The organism is Blastomonas sp. SL216 (assembly GCA_026625625.1).
In the GTDB taxonomy this organism is placed as follows: Bacteria; Pseudomonadota; Alphaproteobacteria; order Sphingomonadales; family Sphingomonadaceae; genus Blastomonas.
On record CP113055.1, the window covers coordinates 945,967 to 966,263 of the forward strand.

Below are 20,297 nucleotides of genomic sequence, written 5' to 3' on the forward strand. Positions count from 1 at the left end.
CATGGGCGAACCCTATTATATCACCACCGCGATCAGCTATCCCAACGGTCGCCCGCATATCGGCCATGCCTATGAGGCGATTGCCGCCGATGTCATCGCGCGCTTCCAGCGGCTGATGGGCCGCGACGTGCGCTTCCAGACCGGCACCGATGTGCATGGCCTGAAGATGCTGCAAAAGGCGCGCGAGCTGGACACCACACCGCGCGCGCTGGCAGATGAAATGTCGCAATATTTCAAGGAAATGTGCGACAGGCTTGATGTCAGCTATGATCGTTTCATCCAGACATCCGAAGACGATCACCACCGTGCCAGCCAGGCCATCTGGCAGGCGATGGAGGCCAATGGCGATCTGTATCTCGACCGCTATGAAGGCTGGTACTCGGTCCGCGACGAGGCCTATTATGCCGAGGATGAGCTGGTCGATGACGGGCAGGGGGGCAAGGTCTCTCCGCAGGGCACGCCGGTCGAATGGACGGTCGAGGAAAGCTGGTTCTTCCGGCTCGACCAGTATCAGGACAAGCTGCTTGCGCTGTACGAGGCACATCCCGAATTTCTCCAGCCCGACAGCCGCCGCAACGAGATAGTCAGCTTCGTCAAGTCGGGCCTGCGCCCGCTATCGGTCTCGCGCACCAGCTTCGACTGGGGCGTCAAGGTGCCCGGCAGCGACGGCCATGTGATGTATGTCTGGGTCGATGCGCTGACCAATTATCTCACCGGCCTGGGCTATCCCGATGCGGATAGCGCGCTGATGAAATACTGGCCTGCAGACCTGCACCTGATCGGCAAGGATATCGTCCGCTTCCATGCGGTCTACTGGCCCGCCTTTCTGATGAGCGCCAATATCCCGCTGCCCAAGCAGGTGTTCGGCCACGGCTTCCTGCTCAACAAGGGCGAGAAGATGTCCAAATCGGTTGGCAATGTCGTCGATCCGATGGCGCTGGCCGATGCGTTCGGCGTCGATCAGCTGCGCTATTTCCTGCTGCGCGAGGTCAGTTTCGGCCAGGATGGAAGCTATTCGCCCGAGGCCATTGCCCAGCGTGCGAATGCTGACCTTGCCAACAGTTTCGGAAATCTTGCGCAGCGGATCTTGAGCTTCATCGCCAAGAATCTCGACGGTTACCTGCCTGCTGTGCATGGCCACACGCCCGCCGATACGGCGCTGTTCGCAGTGCTGGAAGAGGCCTTGCAGCGCGACATGCCCAAGGCCTTTGCCGAGCTTGCGCTGTCGCAAGGGCTGGAGGCATGGATGCGCGCGGTGTTCGCCTGCAACGCCTATGTCGACGAACAGGCCCCCTGGGCGCTGAAAAAGACCGATCCCGAGCGGATGCAGACTGTGCTCGCGACGCTGTATATCGCGATTGCGCAGCTGGCGATCGCGATTTCTCCGGTCATTCCGGGCAGCGCCAAGGCCTTGCTCGACCATATAGGCGTGCCCGACGATGTGCGCAGCATCGCCGGCATGGGCAGCCACTGGTATTCGCCCCTGGCCGAAAGCGATTTCCGCATGGCCGTGCCCAAGCCGCTGTTCCCGCGCATCGAACTTCCGGCGGAAGACGCGGCCTGATGCTGGTCGATTCGCACTGCCACCTCAATTACAAGGGCATGGCCGAACAGCAGGCCGTGCTGCTAGAGCGCGCACGCGCATCGGGCGTCACGGCGATGCTCAACATCTCGACCCGCGCCAGCGAATGGGATGACGTCACCGCCACCGCGCACCGCGAGGCCGATGTCTGGGCTAGCATCGGCATTCATCCGCATGAAGCCGACGCGCATGCCGATATGGACACCGCCCGGCTAGTCGACCGCGCCGAGCGCGACGAGCGCGTCGTCGGCATCGGCGAAACCGGGCTCGATTATTATTACGACAAGTCGGATCGCGACGAGCAGCGCCGCTGTTTCCGCGCGCATATTGCGGCGTCCCGCGCAACCGGCCTGCCGCTGATCATCCACACCCGCGATGCCGAGGAGGACACGGCGGCAATCCTGGCCGAGGAAACGGGGAAGGGGGCCTTCCCCGCGCTGATCCACTGCTTCACGGCCAGCGCAGATTTCGCCGCCAAGGTCTTGGAAATGGGGCTTTCGATCTCGATTTCAGGCATTGTGACGTTCAAGAACGCCAAGGATCTGCAGGCCGTCGCGCGGGACATTCCGTCCGATAGGCTGCTCGTTGAAACCGACGCTCCGTTTCTCGCCCCGGTGCCGCATCGCGGAAAGCAGGGCGAGCCTGCCTTTGTCGCCGATACAGCGCGCTTCCTCGCCGAGCTGCGCGGCGAGAGCTATGAGCAGCTGTGCGAGACAACCTCTCGCAATTTCTACACTTTGTTCAACCGGGCGTTGCCGTGAAGGCGATCCTGCTCGGTACCGGAACCTCGGGCGGTGTTCCGCGGATCGGCAATGACTGGGGTGCGTGCGATCCTGCCAATCCGCGCAATCGGCGGACGCGCGTATCGATCATCGTCGAGCATCAAGGCCAGCGCATCCTGGTCGATACCTCGCCAGACCTGCGCCAGCAGCTGCTCACGCAGGAAGTCGACGCACTCGACGCGGTCATCTGGACGCACGACCATGCCGACCACACGCACGGCATCGATGACCTTCGCGCGCTTTATCATCGCACCCGCAAGCCCGTCGCCGGCTATGCAAAAGACTATACGCTGCAAAGTCTTGTCAGCCGTTTCGACTATGTGTTCGATGGTGGTGACGGCTATCCGGCAACCGTCGCCGCGACGGCGTTGGGCGACGAGCAGACGATCTGCGGGCTGACGGTCCGCACCGTCGACCAGCCACACGGATCGGTTCTGTCCACCGGATTGCGGTTCGATCACCACGACCTGTCGATCGTTTACGCGACCGATTTCAGCCATGTCACCGACGCGATGGTTAGGCTGTATTCCGGCTGCGATCTGCTGATCACCGACTGCCTGAGGCACGAAAAGCATCCGACCCATGCCAGCCTGCCGATGGCGCTCGATCTCGCCGAACGCTGCGGTGCGCGGCATACGGTGCTGACGCACATGGACAAGACGCTGGATTATGCCGCGCTGTGTCTCGAATTGCCCGGCGGCGTGGAGCCCGGTTATGACGGCCTGACCATCGACCTGGCGAGGCTTGCTGCATGAGCGAAGGCGATACCGCCAGCCTGGTCTACAGCCTGTTGCTGCTGGTCCTAGTAGGCAGCGCGCTGGTATCGCGGACCTTGCCAATCGGCCAGACGCTCAAGATGGCGTTGGGCTGGATCGGCATTTTCGCGCTGATCTTCCTGCTGGTCAGCTTCCGTCCGGAAATGAAGCTGATCTGGCAGCGCGTGACCGGCGAACTCGGGCTGGCCAGCGCACCGGCCATATCGGGAACGCCGATGACGATCCGCAAGAGCGATGATGGTCATTTCTGGGTCACGGCCGACCTCAATGGCCGCCCGGTCCGGTTTCTGATCGACAGCGGCGCTACATTCACCGCGCTATCGGCGGACGCGGCTCGTCAGGCCGGGGTCGAAGCGGACAGCCTGCGCCTCAAGACGGTCATCGAGACCGCCAATGGCACGGTCGAGGCCGAGCGCGGCACGATCGGGAAACTGGACGTTGGATCGTTGACGATGCGAGATCATGATGTCGTCATTTCGGATACCTTTGGTGATACCAACGTGCTGGGAATGAACTTCCTGTCGGACCTGGAAAGCTGGCGTGTCGAGGGAAGCAGCATGATCCTGACCCCGAGGCCCCAACGCACCGACTGACGCGCGCCGACTGATTTTATTTAACATAATATATATTATCGGACTTACAGATATGGCCAATCCGACCGATGAGACCACCCAGTCCACGCACTCCCCCGATGCAGCCGTGCCGCTCGACCGGCTGGTGGCAATCATGGCGCGGTTGCGCGACAAGGATCATGGCTGTCCATGGGATATCGAGCAGGATTTCTCCACGATCGCGCCTTACACGATCGAGGAAGCCTATGAGGTCGCCGATGCCATCGCGCGCGATGACATGGCAGCGCTCAAGGACGAACTCGGCGATCTTCTGCTCCAGGTCGTGTTCCACAGCCGCATGGCCGAGGAAGCTGGCCATTTCACTGTCGCCGACGTCATCGCATCGATCAGCGACAAGATGGTGCGGCGGCATCCGCACATCTTTGCAGACCAATCGGTCGAGAGCTGGGATTGGGAAGCGATCAAGGCGGCAGAACGCAGCGATGGCGGCGCTGAGAGCGCGATGGACGGCGTCGCGGTGGCGTTGCCCGCGCTGATGCGCGCGCAGAAGCTGCAGAAGCGCGCTGCACGCACCGGGTTCGATTGGCCCGATGTCATGGGTGCGGTCGAAAAGATCGGCGAGGAAATCGAGGAACTGCTCAATGCCGAAACCGAGGCGGATCGGGCCGAGGAAGCCGGCGATCTTTTGTTCGCAGCGGTCAACACGGTCCGGCATATGGGCGTGACTGCCGAGGACGCGCTGCGCGCCGCCAACGCCAAGTTCGAACGGCGTTTCCGCATGATGGAAGCGCTTGCCGGTCAGGGCTTTGCCGACTTGTCGCTCGAGGACAAGGAAGCGCTGTGGCAGCGCGCCAAGCGTGGCGAGGGCGCGCTATAGCGCCTGGAACCGGCCCCAGTCCTTGTCCGAGAGGCGCACCGAAAGTGCCACATCGTCCCCCTGCTCGCGGCTGTGCAGCACCTCCCCATGGGCATGCAGCCAGGCGATCCGCTGGCCATCATGGCGCGCGAGCGTGACATCGTGGACGCGGTGACCGATGACGAGCGCTGCTGAGGCTGCGCGCAGGAGTTCGCTCACGCCTTCGCCAGTCAGGGCGGATATCGGGCACACCTTGCGATCGCGCGGCGCGGTGTCGATCAATCGTTCGCGGGTCTCCGCGTCCAGCGCGTCCCATTTGTTCCAGGCTTCGATCAGCGGGATGGCCATCCCCTGCCCGGCCAGCACCGGATCCAGTTCCAACCCCAGATCGGCCAGGATCGTTTCGACCGATTGCGCCTGCATGTCTGCATCGGGATGCGACATATCCCGCACGTGAAGGATGAGATCGGCGGAAAGAACCTCTTCCAGCGTGGCGCGGAAGGCGGCGACCAGCTCGGTCGGCAGGTCCGAGACGAACCCCACGGTATCGGAGAGGATCACCTTCTCGACCCCATTGAGCCGGATCGCGCGCATGGTCGGGTCGAGTGTTGCAAACAGCAGGTCCTCGGCCATGACGCCTGCGTGCGTCAGCCGGTTGAACAGGGTCGATTTGCCCGCATTGGTATAGCCGACCAGCGCGATCACCGGCCAGGGCGCTTTTTGCCGCCGTTCGCGGTGCAGGCCGCGCGTGCGCTTGACCTGTTCGAGTTCGCGGCGCAGCTTGGCCATGCGATCGCGGATCATGCGGCGGTCAGCCTCGATCTGAGTCTCGCCAGGGCCACCCAAAAAGCCGAATCCGCCACGCTGGCGCTCGAGATGGGTCCAGCTGCGCACCAGCCGCCCCGCCTGATAGTCTAGATGCGCCAACTCGACCTGCAATCGGCCCTCGGCGGTTGCTGCGCGCTCGCCGAAGATTTCCAGGATCAGGCCGGTGCGGTCGATGACCTTGACCTTGAGACGCTCCTCGAGGTTGCGTTGCTGGATCGCGGACAGGCTGCCATCGACGATCAGCAGATCGGCCTTTTCGTCTTCCAGGCTATGCGCAATGATCTCGACCTGCCCTCCCCCGAACAGCGTCGCAGGCCGCGCGGTGCGGATGCGGAAGGCATGCGTCGCGCGCACTTGAATGCCGATGGCGAGCGCCAGACCGCGCGCTTCTTCAAGGCGCGCGTCGGCGTCCACCGATCCACGGCGTCCAAGATCCGGATAGGCGATCACGGCGCGCGCGCCGCGAGCGAATTCAAGAGTCTGCGGGTCGTTCAAACGTCAATTCAATCCTTGTCCGCCCCCGCAACCATGGCGTCAGTCATCATCGCCTTCGGCATCGCCCCAGTCACCGGTCAGGTCGACCGGTGCATTGGGCTGCACGGTCGAAACCGCGTGCTTATAAGCCAGCTGCGCCATGCCTTCGCGTTCCAGCAGCATGCAGAACAGGTCATAAGCGGCCACCTTGCCCTGCAGCATCACGCCGTTGATCAGGAACATGGTCACCGGCACGCCGGTTTCCTGAACCGTGCGCAGGAAGACTTCCTGCAGATTGCGGTTCTTTGCGCTCTTGGCCCCCATCAGGCCGGCGAACATGCCGAGATCGATCGGCTGCGCGGGCATCACGGTGGATATGGCGTGCTTGTACACCAGCTGCGACTGTCCGTCGCGCCGCAGCATCACGGAGAAATTGTCAAACCAGGTGACGATCCCCTGAAGCTTGACGCCCTTGACCAGAAACATGGTCACGGGAATTTTCGATTTTCTCAGGGAGTTGAGGAAAACATCCTGAATGTTCTGGGCCTTTTCGGTCATTTTTTGACCCCCGGTCTTGGTGGCGACGTTGCGCCACGGTTCATGAAAAGCCGGTGCGACACATCCCGCCCCGGCTGCGCTTGGAGGACGCGCCTTTATACATAGTGCGAATGCTGCACCGCGCCAATGGCCAGTTGTGGCTTTCTTGCGGTTTATCGCCTGGCAATCAGCGGTCGTGCAGTCCCAGCAGCTTGAGCTTGCGGTGCAGCGCCGAGCGTTCCATGCCGATGAACTCTGCCGTCTTCGAGATATTACCTGAAAAGCGGCGGATCTGGATCTTCAGATATTCGCGCTCGAAGCTCTCCCGCGCCTCGCGCAGCGGCACACCCATCAGGCTGGAAATGCCCGCCGCACGCCCGCCATCACCCTGCACCAGCTCGGGCGGCAGCATGTCGATATCGATCTGGCTGAGCCTTCCGCGCGGAGCGAGAATGATCGTCCGCTCGATGACATTGCGCAGCTGGCGGACATTGCCCGGCCAGTTGTAGCTCTGCAGCGCCGCCATCGCCTCGCTGCTCGTTTCAGGCGGGGTGATGCCGTGTTCGCTGGCAAAGCGCGCGACATAATGCTCGACCAGCGCTGGGATATCATCGCGCCTGTCGGTCAGTGCGGGGATTTCCACCGGGACAACGTTGAGCCGGTAGAACAGATCCTCGCGAAACCGTCCCTCGGCAATCTCGTTCTCCAGGTTGCGCGATGTCGCGGAGACGAAGCGGACATCGACCTTGATCGGCCGCGTCGAGCCAACCCGCGAAAAGCTCTGGTCGGTCAGCACGCGCAGGATCTTGGCCTGGGTGGATTCGGGCATGTCGGCCACTTCGTCGAGGAAAAGCGTGCCGCCATGCGCGCGCTCGAGCAGTCCGGGGGTCGCCATGCGCCCCTGATCCTCCTCGCCGAACAGTTCCTGCTCGAACCTGTCCGGTGTCATCCGCGCCGAATTGACCGTGATGAACGGGCCTGATGCGCGCCCGCTCCAGCTGTGCAACAGCCGCGCCGCCACTTCCTTGCCGACGCCTGCGGGACCGGTAATCAGCAGGCGGCTGCCGCTGTTGGCGACGCGCTTGAGCGTGGCTCGCACGGCATTGATCGCGCTCGAATTGCCGGTCAGCTCATCCGAAATGCCCAGCTTTTCGCGCAGCTGGGCATTCTCGCGCCGCAGCCGGGCGGTTTCGGTGCCGCGTGCGACCATGTGGATGAGCCGCTCTGCCTCGAACGGCTTTTCGATGAAATCCATCGCCCCGCGCGAGATGGCGGAAACGGCGGTGTCGATATTGCCGTGGCCGGAGAAAATGATCACCGGCAGGTCGGCATCGCGCGCCTTGATCTCGTCGAGCAGCTCCAGCCCGTCGAGCCGGCTGCCCTTGAGCCAGACATCGAGCAGCACCAGCGAAGGGCGGCGCTCGTCGATCGCGGCCAGGGCTTCGTCGCTCCCGCCAGCCGTCCGACAGTGATAGCCCTCGTCCTCCAGCACCCCGGATACCAGCTCGCGGATATCGCGCTCGTCATCAACGATCAGAATTTCCAAGGGCATGGCTTAATTGCTTTCCTCATCCTGAGCGGTTGGGCTCATCTCGCTTTTCGGGCGTGCCGCACGTGCGGTGATCGCCGCCAGCTTTTCGGATCCATGGCGCATCGCCTCTGATCCATTATCCTGCAGCGAACCTGCGTGGAGCAGCACCGTGTCCATCCTGATGGTCACGCGCGTGCCGCCCTGGTCATTGGGTTCGAAGGCCAGCTCGCCATAATGCTCCTCGACGATCTTCTTGACGATGGCGAGGCCCAGGCCGGTGCCTTTCTCGCGCGTCGTCATATAGGGCTCGACGATCCGGTCGCGGTCTGCGGGCAGGCCGATGCCGTTATCGTCGAGTGTCAGAATGACAAACGGTTCCTGACGCGAGACGGTTGCCGTAACCACGCCCTGATAGCCTTCCTGGCCCTGCTGCCGTGCTTCGATCGCTTCAACCGCGTTCTTGAGGATGTTGGTCACCGCCTGGCCGATCTGGCGGCGATCGCAGAACATGTCGCTGCCTTCGTGCGCGCCCTCGGCAGCAAAGCGGATGGCCGGGTGCGCGACCTCTTGCAGGAAGATGGCCTGACGCACGAGGTCGAAGAAATTCTCCTCGCGGAACACCGGCTTGGGCATCCGCGCGAACGACGAGAATTCATCAACCATGTTTCGCAGATCGCCGACCTGACGGACGATGGTGTCGGTCAGCTGGCCAAATGTCGCATCGTCTGCGCTGACCTTGCTGGCATAGCGGCGCTTGAGCCGCTCGGCGGCGAGCTGGATCGGGGTCAGCGGGTTCTTGATCTCATGCGCGATCCGCCGCGCCACGTCGGACCAGGCTGCCTGGCGCTGATCGACGAGCTGCTGGGTAATATCCTCGAAGGTGATCACGATGCCATGCGGCTCGCGCACCACGCGCACAGCCAGCGTCAGCAGATCGTTGCCGCGCGAATACTGGATGACGGCCTTCTCGGTCCCCTCGCCCACCAGCCGCGCAAAGGGCGGCGCGATGCTGGACAAGGTGCAGCCCAGGCAGCGCTCGACATTGACCTGCAACAGTCGCTGCGCGGTGCTGTTCATCAGCCGCAAAATGCCCATCGGATCGACCGATATGACCCCTGCGCTGACCGATTCCAGCACGGCCTCGGTGAACGCGCGCCGATCGTCGAGCTGGCTGTTGGCGCGGATCAGGGCAGAGGTCTGCTCGGCCAGCCTGCTCGCCATGCGGTTGAACGCCCGGCCGAGGACGCCGACCTCGTCGGTACGATTGGCGGTGTCGACACGGATCGCGAAATTGCCGGTGCTGATATCGCGCGCCGCGCCTGCCATATCGGTCAGCGGGCGCACCATCCGGTCGGCGAATTTCAGCGCCGCCCAGAGCGCGACCGCCACCAGCAGCAGCGATACGACGAACAGCGCGATGTTGAAGCGCACCTGCAGGTTCTGCGAGCGGGAAAAGAGCGCCTTGTAATCGGTGAGCACGGTCTGCGCGCGCTCCCACTGGCTGAGCGCCAGCTGGTTGGATGCGCGGGCAACATAGAGATAGATTTTCGCCTGGCGGTCGATCGGGGTCACCACCTCGATCCGGTCGGCTTCGGCAGAGACCACCGCTGTCTCGCCCTTGTCGAGCTGCTGGATGATGGCGGGGCTGACCCTATCCGAGGATGTCCGGTTGTCGGGATCGACGATCGCGGCGGTGCGCAGAACGCCGTCATTGCCCACCTCGACGATCGCCGATTCGTTCATCTTGCGCCCGGCGACCTGGAAGACATAGGCCTCGGCAAATTCGGGGCTGTCGATGCGCGCCTGTTGCAGATATTGGCGCAGGTCGCTCGCCATTGCGACCGTCTCTGCCGAAACGTCGCGCCGTCCCTCCTCGTAATAGCCGCGCGCCAGGTCATTGGCATTTTCCAGCATCGCGCGCGCGCGATCGGAGAACCAGAACTCGACGCCATATTGGAACAGCAGCGAAGTGATCACCACGACGAGCAGCATCGGGATCGACGATATCAGCGAGAACAGCGCCACGAACCGGACGTGGAGCTGCCCGGTCCCCTGCTCGCCGCTCGCATTGGCCCGGCTGATTGCAACGCGGCGCCCGATCAGTGCCAGCAACGCCATGGCGGGGACGAGATTGGCTACCAGCAGCGTTGCCGTCACCGGGGCAGGCACCATTGCCGCACGCCCCTGATAGCTGCCGACCAGCCACCACGACATGGCGATCATGCCGATCAGCAGCGCCACGCAGCCGATCTCCAGCGCCGGAAACAGGCTGCCACGGCGCATCATCACGGTGAAGCGGCGAGCGAGTCGACTCTTTCTGGCGGGGGGCAGTGCGACAGACGCGGGCATAGTGTTCAGTTTACAACAGTTGCGTTGCCAGAATACAAGAGCTTTCCTGTTATGACGCGAAGGTTACCGCAATTGGTAACCGTTTCAGCGCAGCTCGCCGCTGCCCAGCCCGTGCTCGACCAGCTTCTTGCGCAAGGTGTTGCGGTTGATGCCCAGCATCGCCGCGGCCTTGACCTGGTTGCCATCGCATCTGCGCATGATCGCCTGAAGCAGCGGAATCTCGAACGCCGCCAGTGCCTTGTCATAAACCAGGCCATGTTCGGGCCGCTCGGTCAGCAGGAAGCGGCTGACGGCCTGTTCGAAGTCGCTTTCCTCGCGCCGGGTCTCTCCGGTGCCCAGCGCCGGTTCGTCGAAAATGCCGCCCAGGGCATCGGCAGTGATCAGGTCATCGCGGCTCATGATCACGGCGCGGAACACAAGGTTGCGCAGTTCGCGCACGTTGCCGCGCCAGTTGCGCCGCTGCATCGCCGCGATCGCGCTGTCGTCGAAGCTCCGGCGTGGCAGCCCTTCGTGCACCGCCAGCGCCAGGAAATGATCGACGAGCGCGGGGATATCGCTCAACCGGTCGCGCAGCGGCGGCAGGTCGATCGGCACCACGTTGATCCGATAATACAGATCCTCGCGGAACAGCCCGGCTTCGATCAGCGGCCCGAACGGCTTGTTGGTGGCCGCGACGAAGCGCACGTCCAGCTCGATCTCGCGATGCCCACCGACCCGGGTGATGCGCCCGGTCTGCAACGTCCGCAACAGGCGGGTTTGCGCCTGCATCGGCATGTCGCCGATCTCGTCGAGAAACAGCGTGCCGCCATGCGCCTGTTCGAACTTGCCGATGGTCTGCGCGACGGCGCCCGTGAACGCGCCCTTTTCATGCCCGAACAGCTCGGATTCGATGAGCTCTGCCGGGATCGCCGCCATGTTGACCGCCACGAACGGCCCCTGCTTGCGATGGCCCAGCTGGTGGATCGCCTCTGCCACCAGCTCCTTGCCGGTGCCCGATTCGCCCAGGATCAATACTGACAGGTCGTTGCGCAGCACGCGCGTGATCATGCGGTAGACATTCTGCATCGGCGCGCTGCGGCCGACCAGCGGCAGCCCGCTATCGGCAGGGTCGGCATCGGCATTGCCCGATACATCGCCGCTGCGCGCAATCGCCTGCAGCACGGCGCGGATCAGTTCGTCGAGATCGAACGGCTTGGGGAAATACTCATAGGCCCCCGCTTCGCTCGCGCGCACCGCCGTATCGAGCGTGTTCTGGGCCGACAGCACGATGACTGGCGTGTCGGGATGACGATCGAGCACGGTGCCCAGCGTCGCGATGCCATCGCCGTCTTCCAGCATCACATCGGTGAGGATTGCGGCATAGCGCTTGTTCGCGATCAGCGCGTTGCGCCTGGCGATCGAGGTGCAATGGTCGACGCTGCAGCCCTCGGCCTCGAGCGCGGCCATGATCACCTGACCGATCGAACGGTCATCTTCGACCAGAAGAACCGATTTGGCCATGATGCGTCAGCCCTCCTGGGGTGCCAGCGGCAGGAACAGGCGGAAATGGGTGAGGCCCAGCGCCGTATCGCGGTCGTGCACGATCCGCCCGTTCATGTCGCGCACCAGTTTCTGCACCAGCGCGAGGCCAAGACCCTGGCCCGTCTTCTTGGTGGTGACGAAGGGCGAGAAAATGTCTTCGGCAATGGCGGTATCGATGCCCGGGCCGTTGTCGGTGACGCGGATTTCCACCGGCAGCCGGATATAGCGATCATCGCGCGACAGCCGCAGGCGCACGCCGCTGACGAACTTGGTGGTCAGCGTGATGCAGGCATCGTCCTGGCCCTCCATCGCCTCACGCGCATTGGTGATGAGGTTGAGCAGGATCTGCACAAGATTGTCGGCATCGGCGAGAACCGGCGGGATCGACGGATCGAACCGTTCGACAAACTGGACGGTATCGGGATGCGCGGTCTCGACGATCTCGCGCACCCGGCCCAGCGGTTCATAGATATTGCACGGCCGCATCGGGGCTGCGGTGCGCCGGGTGAGCGACTGCATCTGGTCGATCAGCAGCGCGATCCGGTCGACTTCCGCCGTGATCAAGCCGGACAGCCTGCGACCGGCGCCATCGAGCTGGCGTTCGATCAGCTGCGCGGCCCCCTTGATCGCGGCGAGCGGGTTCTTGATCTCGTGCGCCAGAATGTCGGGTCCGCGCACCGCAAAGCCTTCGGTCCCGGCCTCGCTGTCGAACAGCGGCGATCCTGCGCCCGATTCATTGAGCACCAGCAGCTGCCAGCCCTCGCCCTGCCCCACCGGGCTCAGCGAGATATCGACCTTGCGCACGCTGCTACGGCCAATCTGCACGCGCATGCCATGCGCTGCCAGATTGGTGTCGGGCTGGTTCAGCGCGGCTCCGATCCGCGCATCATCGAATTGCAGGAACTCGGCGAGCGGCCTGCCGACCAGGCGGCGCGCGCTCTGTTCGAGCAGGTTTTCAGCTGCGGCATTGGCCGCCGCGATCGTCCGGTCGGCATGCAGCATCAGCACCGCCATCGGCAGGCTTTGCAACTGCGCGGCGGCATCGGGCGCCGTGCCGGACATGGCCTCCATCAGGCAGCGGCGCGGCGCAGCCACGGGCGATAGAATTCGCCCAGCATGCTCAGGACCACATCCGGATTGTCGATCTGGTTCATCTTGTTGCGCAGCTCTGCAGAGCCGGGCAGTCCCTTGGTGTACCAGCCCAGATGCTTGCGCGCCATCTTGACGCCGGTTTCAGCGCCGTAATGGTCCAGCATCGCCTGATAATGCTCGACGATGACGCCATATTGTTCGTCGAGGTCAGGATCGGGCAGCGTCTCGCCAGTGCGCAGTGCATGCATCACCTGGCCCAGCAGCCAAGGCTTGCCATAGGCCCCGCGCCCGATCATCACGCCGTCGGCCCCGCTCAGCTCCAGCGCCTTGCGGGCATCGTCGATGCTGCAGATATCGCCATTGACGATCACCGGCAGCTTCACCGCCTGCTTGACGCTGGCGACGAACGCCCAGTCGGCGCTGCCCTTGTACATCTGGTTGCGGGTGCGGCCGTGCACCGTGATCATCTTCGCGCCCAGATCCTCGGCGATCCGCGCAAGCTCGGGCGCGTTCAGGCTGTCATGGCACCAGCCCATGCGCATCTTGACCGTGACCGGTACCTTGACCGCGTTGACCGTCGCTTCGATCAGCTTTGCCGCCAGCGGCAGGTCGCGCATCAGCGCGGAGCCGGCGTCGCCATTGACCACCTTCTTGACCGGGCAGCCCATGTTGATGTCGATGATGGCCGCGCCGCGATCCTCGTTGAGCTTGGCCGCTTCCGCCATCTCCTTGGGCCCGCACCCGGCGAGCTGCATCGATACGGGTTCCTCGACCGGATGCCAGGCGGCTTTCTGCAGCGACTGGCGCGTCTCGCGGATCATCGCCTGGCTGGCGATCATTTCGGTGACGTTGAGCCCCGATCCATAGCGGCGCACAAGCGTGCGGAACGGCATGTCGGTCACGCCGGTCATCGGCGCGAGCAGCACCGGTTCGTCGATCTGGAGCGGGCCGATCCGGATCGGCTTGAGCGCGGGAACATGGGTCATGGGGATATGATGCCTAATATTTAGGCAGCGCACATAATCGCAAAGCCGCTGGCGAGCAAGCGGCACTTGGTCTATGCGCCCTGCCCGATGAACGACACACTGTCCCGTCCTGGCGAGCCCGCCCCCCGCCGCACCGCGCTGATCGTCGCGGCAGGCAAGGGGCTGCGCGCCGGCGGCGATCTTCCCAAGCAATATGCGCTGCATCAGGGCAAACCGCTGCTGCGCCACAGTGTCGAAGCGTTTCAAGCATGGCAGCAGGATTGCGCCGTCGTCGTCGTGATTGGCGAAGGGCAGCAGGCTCTGGCCGAGCAGGCGCTGGCGGGACTTGCGGGCATCACCTTTGTCACCGGAGGCGAAGAGCGCAGCGACTCCGTGAGGCTCGGGCTGCTCGCCATCGCAGCGCTGGGCGGAACCGAGCGGGTGTTCATCCATGATGCCGCCCGCCCGCATCTGTCGTCCGCCGTTCTGAAACGGCTCGACAAAGCGCTGGCCGTCCACCCCGGCGCGGTGCCTGTCCTCCCGGTGGTCGACAGCCTGGCGCGCGGCCAGGCGGAGCTGATGGGTGCGAGCGTCGACCGTGCGGCGCTTTGGCGTATCCAGACCCCGCAGGCTTTCCGGTTCGATGCCATCCTCGCCGCGCATCTTGCCTGGCTACAGGGTGCCACTGCTACCGACGACAGTCAGATCGCGCGCGCCGCCGGGCTGGACGTGGCGCTGGTAGAGGGCGATGAAGCGCTCAAGAAGATCACTTTTGCCGAGGATTTCGCGATGGAGGCACCCCGCCCCGTGATGATGACCCGTACTGGCCTTGGCTATGACGTCCATCGCCTCGCCACCGGCGAGGAGCTCTGGCTGGGCGGCATCCGGATCGCGCACGACAAGGGCCTGGTCGGGCATAGCGATGCCGATGTCGCGCTCCACGCGATCACCGATGCGTTGCTAGGTGCGATGGCGCTGGGCGATATCGGCGAACATTTTCCGCCCAGCGACCCGCAATGGCGCGGCGCGGACTCGGCGCGCTTTCTTGAGCATGCCGGCTCGCTGGTGCGCGCCAAAGGCGGCGTGATCGCCAATATCGACCTTACCATCATCTGCGAGGCCCCCAAGATCGGCCCGCACAAGGCCGCGATCCAGCAACGGATCGCCCAAATCCTCGGCCTTCATGCCGATCAGGTGGGGGTCAAGGCCACCACGACCGAAAGGCTCGGCTTTACCGGGCGCGGCGAGGGCATTGCGGCCCAGGCCGTTGCCAGCGTCATGGCCCCCCTTCCCTCACCACCAGCACAGGATGAAAGCGCATGATCCGTTCCCTTCCCGGCCTTCGCATCCTCGCCGCACTCGCCGCCATCGGCACGCTGACCAGCCAGGCCGCTTATGCGGCCCAGGCCGGCAAGTGCCTGACCCCGGCTGAGGCGGAATCGGTTGCGGTCAGCGCGCTCCCCAATGCGCTTGCCAGTGCGCAAAAGGCGTGCACCCCGCATCTTCCGGCGCGGTCGGCACTGCGCAACGCCTCGACGCGCATCACGCAGGTGTATCAGCCAGCCGCCGACAAGGCCTGGCCGAGCGCCGGTCGTGCCTTCCTGTCGGCGTTCGAACTGCCCTTGCCCGAAGGGACCAGCCCGGATGTCGTGCGACCGCTCTTGCTCGCGACGATCAGCGCGCTGGTGGAGCAGGAGATCAAGCCCGAGGATTGCGGTACGGTCGACGAGTTCTACGCCGCATTGGAACCGTTGCCGCCCGCGAATGTAGGCAAGCTGCTGGTCGCGTTTCTGAAACTGGGCGATGACGGCAAGAAGCCGGGTCAGGCCAAGAGCAACCCGTTCACCCTCTGCGAGGATCCCAAACGATGAACAGCCTGTTGCCGCAATCGCTGACGGAGTTGGCCGCGAGGGTCGTCGCGGAAAATGCTGCTGCCGGACGCAAGGTCGCCCTGGCAGAAAGCTGTACCGGCGGGTTGGTCTGCGCGGCCATTACCGACATTCCGGGTAGCTCCGAAGTGCTCGAGCGCGGCTTTGTGACCTATTCGAACGAGGCCAAGATCGAATCGCTGGGGGTCAGTGCGGAGCTGATCGACACGTTCGGCGCGGTTTCGGTCGCCGTGGCCTGGGGCATGGCGCGCGGCGCGCTCAAGCATTCGGATGCGGATGTTGCAGTCGCGATTACCGGCATTGCCGGGCCCGGCGGCGGTACGGAAAGCAAGCCGGTCGGCACCGTCGTCTTTGCCTGCGCGCTGCGCGGTCAGAACGAGAATGACATCAGCGCCGAGCAGAAGAATTTCGATCCCTCGCTCAGCCGTGCCGAGATCCGTCAGGAAGCGGCGCTCGCGGCGCTGGAACTGTTGCTGCCGTAAAGCTCTGCCGCGCGCGTTTCGAACGCGCTGACCATCTTGCGGAAGGCGCGGTCGAAATACTGGCCGGCGAGCGATTCAAACAGCCGGTTCTTGAAATTGAACGATACGTAGAAATCGACCGTGCAGCCGCCCTGCCCATCGCTGGCAAACTGCCAGACATTTTCCAGGTTCTTGAGCGGCCCGTCGAGATATTCGACCTCGATCTTCTCGCCCGGCACCTTGCGCACCAGCGAGGTGAATTTCTCGCGCAACTGCTTGAAGCCCACCACCATATCGGCAACCATCTCGGTCGGGCTGTCCGACTTCACCCGGGTGGCAATCACCCAGGGCAGGAAATCGGCATAGTTTGCCACATCAGCGACCAGATCGTACATCTGATCGGGCCTGAAGGGCAGATGCCGGGTTTCGCGGTGCGAGGGCATCGTGCCTCAGCGTGCCGCCTGCTTGGCGAGCTTTGCCTCGCGCGCGGCGCGCATCTGGGCGAAATCTTCACCGGCATGATAGCTGGAGCGCGTCAGCGGGCTGGATGCGACCTGCAAAAAGCCCTTGGCGCGCGCGATGGCAGCATAGGCATCGAACGCCTTGGGGGTCACGAAATCGATCACCTTGGCATGGCGCGGGGTCGGCTGCAGATACTGGCCCATGGTGAGGAAATCGACATCGGCCGAGCGCATGTCGTCCATCACCTGGTGCACTTCCAGCCGCTCTTCGCCCAGGCCCAGCATGATGCCCGATTTGGTGAAGATCGACGGGTCGAGCCGCTTGACCATCTCCAGCAGCCGCAGCGAGGCATAATAGCGCGCGCCGGGCCGAATGGTCGGGTAGAGCCGGGGCACGGTTTCCAGATTGTGGTTGTACACATCGGGCCGCGCCGCGACGATCGCCTCGACCGCTGCTTCGTGCTTGTTGCGGAAATCGGGGGTCAGGATCTCGATCGTGGTGCTGGGCGTGGTGCGGCGGAGAGCCTCGATCACCTTGACGAACTGGCTCGCGCCGCCATCGGCCAGGTCATCGCGGTCGACCGACGTGATGACGATGTGCTCGAGCCCCATCGAGGCTGCGGCATCGGCGACATGCTGGGGTTCGTTCACATCGACCTTGCGCGGCATGCCGGTCTTGACGTTGCAGAACGCGCAAGCGCGAGTGCAGACATCGCCCAGGATCATCACCGTGGCATGCTTCTTGGTCCAGCACTCGCCGATATTCGGGCAAGCCGCCTCTTCGCACACCGTATTGAGATTGAGGTCCCGCATCAGCTTGCGAGTCTCGTTAAAGCCCTTGCTGGTCGGCGCTTTGACGCGAATCCAGTCGGGCTTGCGGACACGGGCCGGACGACCTTCTGGCGTCTCGATGGGAGTGATCTCGTTCATGCAGCGCGCTTTAGCGCAGGGGGAAGCGCACTTCCACTGGTAAAAAATTGGCCAGGGACTAGATCGGCTTTCCTGAATTGGATGAGGCCGGGCGATGAATGCGAACGACGATGTGATCGACGATCTGGATGCGGTGCGCGCTGACATATTCCGCAGGCTGGGCCGTGCCGCCAAGGATCGGCGCAGCGCGATGCACACGCCGGTTGTCGGCACCGTTCGGGCCGATGGCACGCCCAGCCAGCGCGTCATGGTGCTGCGCGCCTTCGATCCGGCTACCGCGACGCTGCGCTTCCACACCGATGCCCGCGCCGCCAAGGTCGATGAGCTGCGCGATGGTGCCCCTATCTCGGTGCTGGCCTATGATCCGGGCGCCAAGCGCCAGTTCCGCCTGTCCGGCACGGGCTTCATCGACGCAGCGGGAGAGACTGCCGACCGCGCCTGGTCCGCCTCCACGCTGTTCGCGCGCCGCTGTTATCTGGCCGATCCTGCGCCGGGTACGGTTTCGGAACACCCCATGTCAGGGCTTGCGGCCGATATCGAAGGCCGCAAGCCTGACGACGAAGCCGAGGTCGCACCGGGACGCGCCAATTTTGCCGTGCTGCTGGCAACGATCGACAGCATTGAATTCCTGCACCTCGCCCATACCGGCCACCGCCGCGCGATCTTCCGGTTGAGTGCGGACGGCACATGGCAGGGCGAATGGCTGGTGCCCTGAAGGCACCTGATCGAGAGCGGCAGATCGACAGAGGCTTGGCAGCATTCGCGGCCGCCACTCAAGGCGCGCGTTCAGCGCCTTCGCGTGTCAGGACTTCATCCAGGCGCCTCGCCAGCCAGGGCTCGAACCGTGCTATGCCGGCGACCGATAAATGGCTCTGGTCGATGATATAGGGCTCACCCCTGGCACTGAAGAGCGCGCACTGCTTCTTGCGTTCCAGGCAAAATGCATCAAACCCCTCGATCGTCGGAATTCTGAGCTTCTGCGCGGTGGATTCCAGAACGGCATTCGCCATCACCGTTCTGCCGTGCTTGTTCAGATATACGAATTCGGCAAAACCAGATTCTGAAAACGATTGGTCATCGCCGTTCAACGACAGGATCAGCGAGTCTGCCGGGGCAAAGGCATGAGTCTTGTAGACGATGACACGCTTTTGGCGAAACTCGGGGCGGCCGAGCAGCGTATCGAGGAACTCCGCGTTGGACAGCCAGGCCTGAGCCAGCACGATCACCTCTGCTCGCGCGAACAGATCCGACTGGAGTGTTTCGGGCACGGCCAGCGCGCACAATCTCCCATCATGGTTGAGTTCGTTGCCGCGTGTCGCGAGATGCCTGGCGCAATTGTCGTCCAACGGCATCTGCCGAACATCGGCCAGTGCCGCAATTCGGGACGAGCGGCGAGCAACCACATAAAGGTCTGCAGACAATGAGTCGCCAAGGAACAGCATGCGCAACTTGCCATCCTGCGGCCAGTCGTCACGCGCAAAAGCCAGCTCGCGCTTCCACACGCCGTCTCGCGCCGTTCTTTGAACTTCAAGCTTTTCTACAAGGTCTCGGGTTGCCGGAGGCATCAGGGCCATCTTGATGGCATTCAGTCCATTGGTGAAATGCATGGCCAGGCCAAACGTGCCCAGCACAAAAAATGGCAGGGCCATCAACAGGATTAGGCGAGGCTTTCTGATCTTGCCTGCTGTTCTGAAAGGCTGCTCAACGAACCCGTGGGAAAAATAGGCGATGATGAAGGTGGCGAAAACGATGAGCAGCTTCGTCGTGACTGCCATATCGACGCTGGCGTTGGAAACCCGGAACAATGCCAGGAGCGGTTGATGCCACAAATAGGCCGAATAGCTGATCAGGCCGATCAGCACGAGCGGCCTAGCGCTCATCAGCCGGGCAGCCCAGGTTTCCTTGCCGGCAAACAGGATCAACAGTGATGTCCCGACAACGGGCACGAGAGCGTAGAGACTGGGGAATGGCGTTGTCGGCTCATAGGCCAGAACGGCAATGACAATGGCCCCGAGGCCGACCATGGAAAGCGCCTCGCTGTTTTGAACGCCCCGCTTCTGAACGATCAGCGCGGCGATGGATCCGGCGAGCAGCTCCCATGCCCGCGTTGGTGCGAGATAGAAATTGGCCGCAGCATCGTGTCTCCAGCCCCATTCGCTCAGACACAGGCTCGCAATTGCGAGCACAATGATCGGTGCAAGAATTCGGTCCCTGCCAAAACGCCAGATCAAAGCAAGGAGCAGCGGAAACAACAGGTAGAATTGTTCCTCGACGCCGATGCTCCACAGATGCACAAGCGGCAGGAATTCGGCCGATTGCGACCAATAGTCGGTTTTCAGATAAAAATAGACATTGGGGACCAGCCCGACCGACGCGACCACGCTCTGGCCGAAATCCTTGAGCTGCGAAGGCAGCATGATGATCGTGGCGAACACGCTGGTGCACAGGATCATGAAATAGAGCGCAGGTAGAATGCGCCGTGCGCGGCGCTCATAGAAATTCAAGAGGCTGAATTTCCGATGTTTCAGGTCGTCGACCAGGATCGACGTGATGAGGTATCCACTGATGACGAAGAAGATATCGACGCCGACAAAGCCGCCCTTGAACAGATCAAAACCGGCATGATACAATATGACCGGAACGACGGCCAGCGCCCGCAGTCCATCTATTTCCTTCCGGTGCTCCATCGGG

At 63.3% G+C, this 20,297-nt stretch carries 19 protein-coding genes; 9 read left to right on the plus strand and 10 right to left on the minus strand.

Annotation, left to right across the window (positions count from 1 at the left end; genetic code table 11):
* Nucleotide 1 precedes the first annotated feature (1 nt).
* From metG to mazG, 5 genes are read left to right on the plus strand one after another with little or no spacing between them, the layout of a single operon-like run.
* On the plus strand, nt 2-1,564 hold the full coding sequence (gene metG / locus OU999_04485) for a methionine--tRNA ligase (protein WAC24457.1): 1,563 nt from the start codon (nt 2-4) through the stop codon (nt 1,562-1,564).
* Nucleotides 1,564-2,343: a TatD family hydrolase gene (locus tag OU999_04490; GenBank protein WAC24458.1), complete on the plus strand. Its 780-nt coding sequence runs from the start codon at nt 1,564-1,566 to the stop codon at nt 2,341-2,343. The genes metG and OU999_04490 overlap by 1 nt, the downstream gene beginning before the upstream one ends.
* Nucleotides 2,340-3,119, plus strand: coding sequence for an MBL fold metallo-hydrolase (locus OU999_04495; GenBank protein WAC24459.1), 780 nt, complete (start codon nt 2,340-2,342; stop codon nt 3,117-3,119). Before OU999_04490 ends, OU999_04495 begins: the two co-directional genes overlap by 4 nt.
* The gene (locus OU999_04500) at nt 3,116-3,733 is read left to right on the plus strand and encodes a TIGR02281 family clan AA aspartic protease (protein ID WAC24460.1); all 618 of its coding nucleotides are present in this window, start codon (nt 3,116-3,118) and stop codon (nt 3,731-3,733) included. Before OU999_04495 ends, OU999_04500 begins: the two co-directional genes overlap by 4 nt.
* Before the next feature lie 52 nt (nt 3,734-3,785).
* The gene (mazG, locus tag OU999_04505) at nt 3,786-4,589 is read left to right on the plus strand and encodes a nucleoside triphosphate pyrophosphohydrolase (protein ID WAC24461.1); all 804 of its coding nucleotides are present in this window, start codon (nt 3,786-3,788) and stop codon (nt 4,587-4,589) included.
* On the opposite strand, the gene hflX is transcribed toward mazG, so the two are convergent.
* The 7 genes from hflX to dusB form a co-directional block, all read right to left on the minus strand.
* Nucleotides 4,584-5,891, minus strand: coding sequence for a GTPase HflX (gene hflX, locus OU999_04510; protein WAC24462.1), 1,308 nt, complete (start codon nt 5,889-5,891; stop codon nt 4,584-4,586). The genes mazG and hflX overlap by 6 nt on opposite strands.
* A 39-nt stretch (nt 5,892-5,930) precedes the next feature.
* Nucleotides 5,931-6,527, minus strand: coding sequence for an RNA chaperone Hfq (gene hfq, locus OU999_04515; GenBank protein WAC25344.1), 597 nt, complete (start codon nt 6,525-6,527; stop codon nt 5,931-5,933).
* A 67-nt stretch (nt 6,528-6,594) separates the two neighbouring features.
* Complete coding sequence (locus OU999_04520; protein WAC24463.1) at nt 6,595-7,959, minus strand: sigma-54 dependent transcriptional regulator; 1,365 nt, start codon at nt 7,957-7,959, stop codon at nt 6,595-6,597.
* A 3-nt stretch (nt 7,960-7,962) separates the two neighbouring features.
* Entirely contained in the window at nt 7,963-10,224 is a 2,262-nt protein-coding gene (locus OU999_04525; GenBank protein ID WAC25345.1) for an ATP-binding protein, read from the minus strand.
* A 147-nt stretch (nt 10,225-10,371) separates the two neighbouring features.
* On the minus strand, nt 10,372-11,787 hold the full coding sequence (locus OU999_04530; GenBank protein ID WAC24464.1) for a sigma-54 dependent transcriptional regulator: 1,416 nt from the start codon (nt 11,785-11,787) through the stop codon (nt 10,372-10,374).
* A gap of 6 nt (nt 11,788-11,793) precedes the next feature.
* Nucleotides 11,794-12,870 (minus strand): ATP-binding protein, encoded by a 1,077-nt coding sequence (locus OU999_04535; GenBank protein ID WAC24465.1) that lies wholly within the window; start codon nt 12,868-12,870, stop codon nt 11,794-11,796.
* Between the two features lie 8 nt (nt 12,871-12,878).
* Nucleotides 12,879-13,886 carry a tRNA dihydrouridine synthase DusB gene (gene dusB / locus OU999_04540; protein ID WAC24466.1) on the minus strand — a complete coding sequence of 336 codons (1,008 nt, stop codon included), beginning with the start codon at nt 13,884-13,886 and terminating at the stop codon, nt 12,879-12,881.
* Nucleotides 13,887-13,973: 87 nt separating this feature from the next.
* Here dusB and OU999_04545 point away from each other — a divergent pair, with 87 nt between their 5' ends.
* From OU999_04545 to OU999_04555, 3 genes are read left to right on the plus strand one after another with little or no spacing between them, the layout of a single operon-like run.
* Nucleotides 13,974-15,188 (plus strand): bifunctional 2-C-methyl-D-erythritol 4-phosphate cytidylyltransferase/2-C-methyl-D-erythritol 2,4-cyclodiphosphate synthase, encoded by a 1,215-nt coding sequence (locus OU999_04545; GenBank protein ID WAC24467.1) that lies wholly within the window; start codon nt 13,974-13,976, stop codon nt 15,186-15,188.
* The gene (locus tag OU999_04550; protein WAC24468.1) at nt 15,185-15,736 is read left to right on the plus strand and encodes a hypothetical protein; all 552 of its coding nucleotides are present in this window, start codon (nt 15,185-15,187) and stop codon (nt 15,734-15,736) included. Before OU999_04545 ends, OU999_04550 begins: the two co-directional genes overlap by 4 nt.
* Nucleotides 15,733-16,236 (plus strand): CinA family protein, encoded by a 504-nt coding sequence (locus OU999_04555; GenBank protein WAC24469.1) that lies wholly within the window; start codon nt 15,733-15,735, stop codon nt 16,234-16,236. The genes OU999_04550 and OU999_04555 overlap by 4 nt, the downstream gene beginning before the upstream one ends.
* Here OU999_04555 and OU999_04560 read toward each other — a convergent pair.
* Together OU999_04560 and lipA are read right to left on the minus strand one after the other, a co-directional pair.
* Complete coding sequence (locus OU999_04560) at nt 16,194-16,658, minus strand: type II toxin-antitoxin system RatA family toxin (protein WAC24470.1); 465 nt, start codon at nt 16,656-16,658, stop codon at nt 16,194-16,196. The genes OU999_04555 and OU999_04560 overlap by 43 nt on opposite strands.
* A gap of 6 nt (nt 16,659-16,664) precedes the next feature.
* Nucleotides 16,665-17,606 carry a lipoyl synthase gene (gene lipA, locus OU999_04565; GenBank protein ID WAC24471.1) on the minus strand — a complete coding sequence of 314 codons (942 nt, stop codon included), beginning with the start codon at nt 17,604-17,606 and terminating at the stop codon, nt 16,665-16,667.
* Nucleotides 17,607-17,700: 94 nt separating this feature from the next.
* Between lipA and OU999_04570 the strand changes: the two genes are divergently transcribed.
* Nucleotides 17,701-18,321 (plus strand): pyridoxamine 5'-phosphate oxidase family protein, encoded by a 621-nt coding sequence (locus tag OU999_04570; protein ID WAC24472.1) that lies wholly within the window; start codon nt 17,701-17,703, stop codon nt 18,319-18,321.
* A 58-nt stretch (nt 18,322-18,379) separates the two neighbouring features.
* Here the strand turns inward: OU999_04570 and OU999_04575 are convergent, their stop codons facing one another.
* A complete protein-coding gene (locus OU999_04575) occupies nt 18,380-20,293 on the minus strand; it encodes an acyltransferase (GenBank protein ID WAC24473.1) in 1,914 nt (637 codons plus the stop codon).
* Between the last annotated feature and the right edge of the window lie 4 nt (nt 20,294-20,297).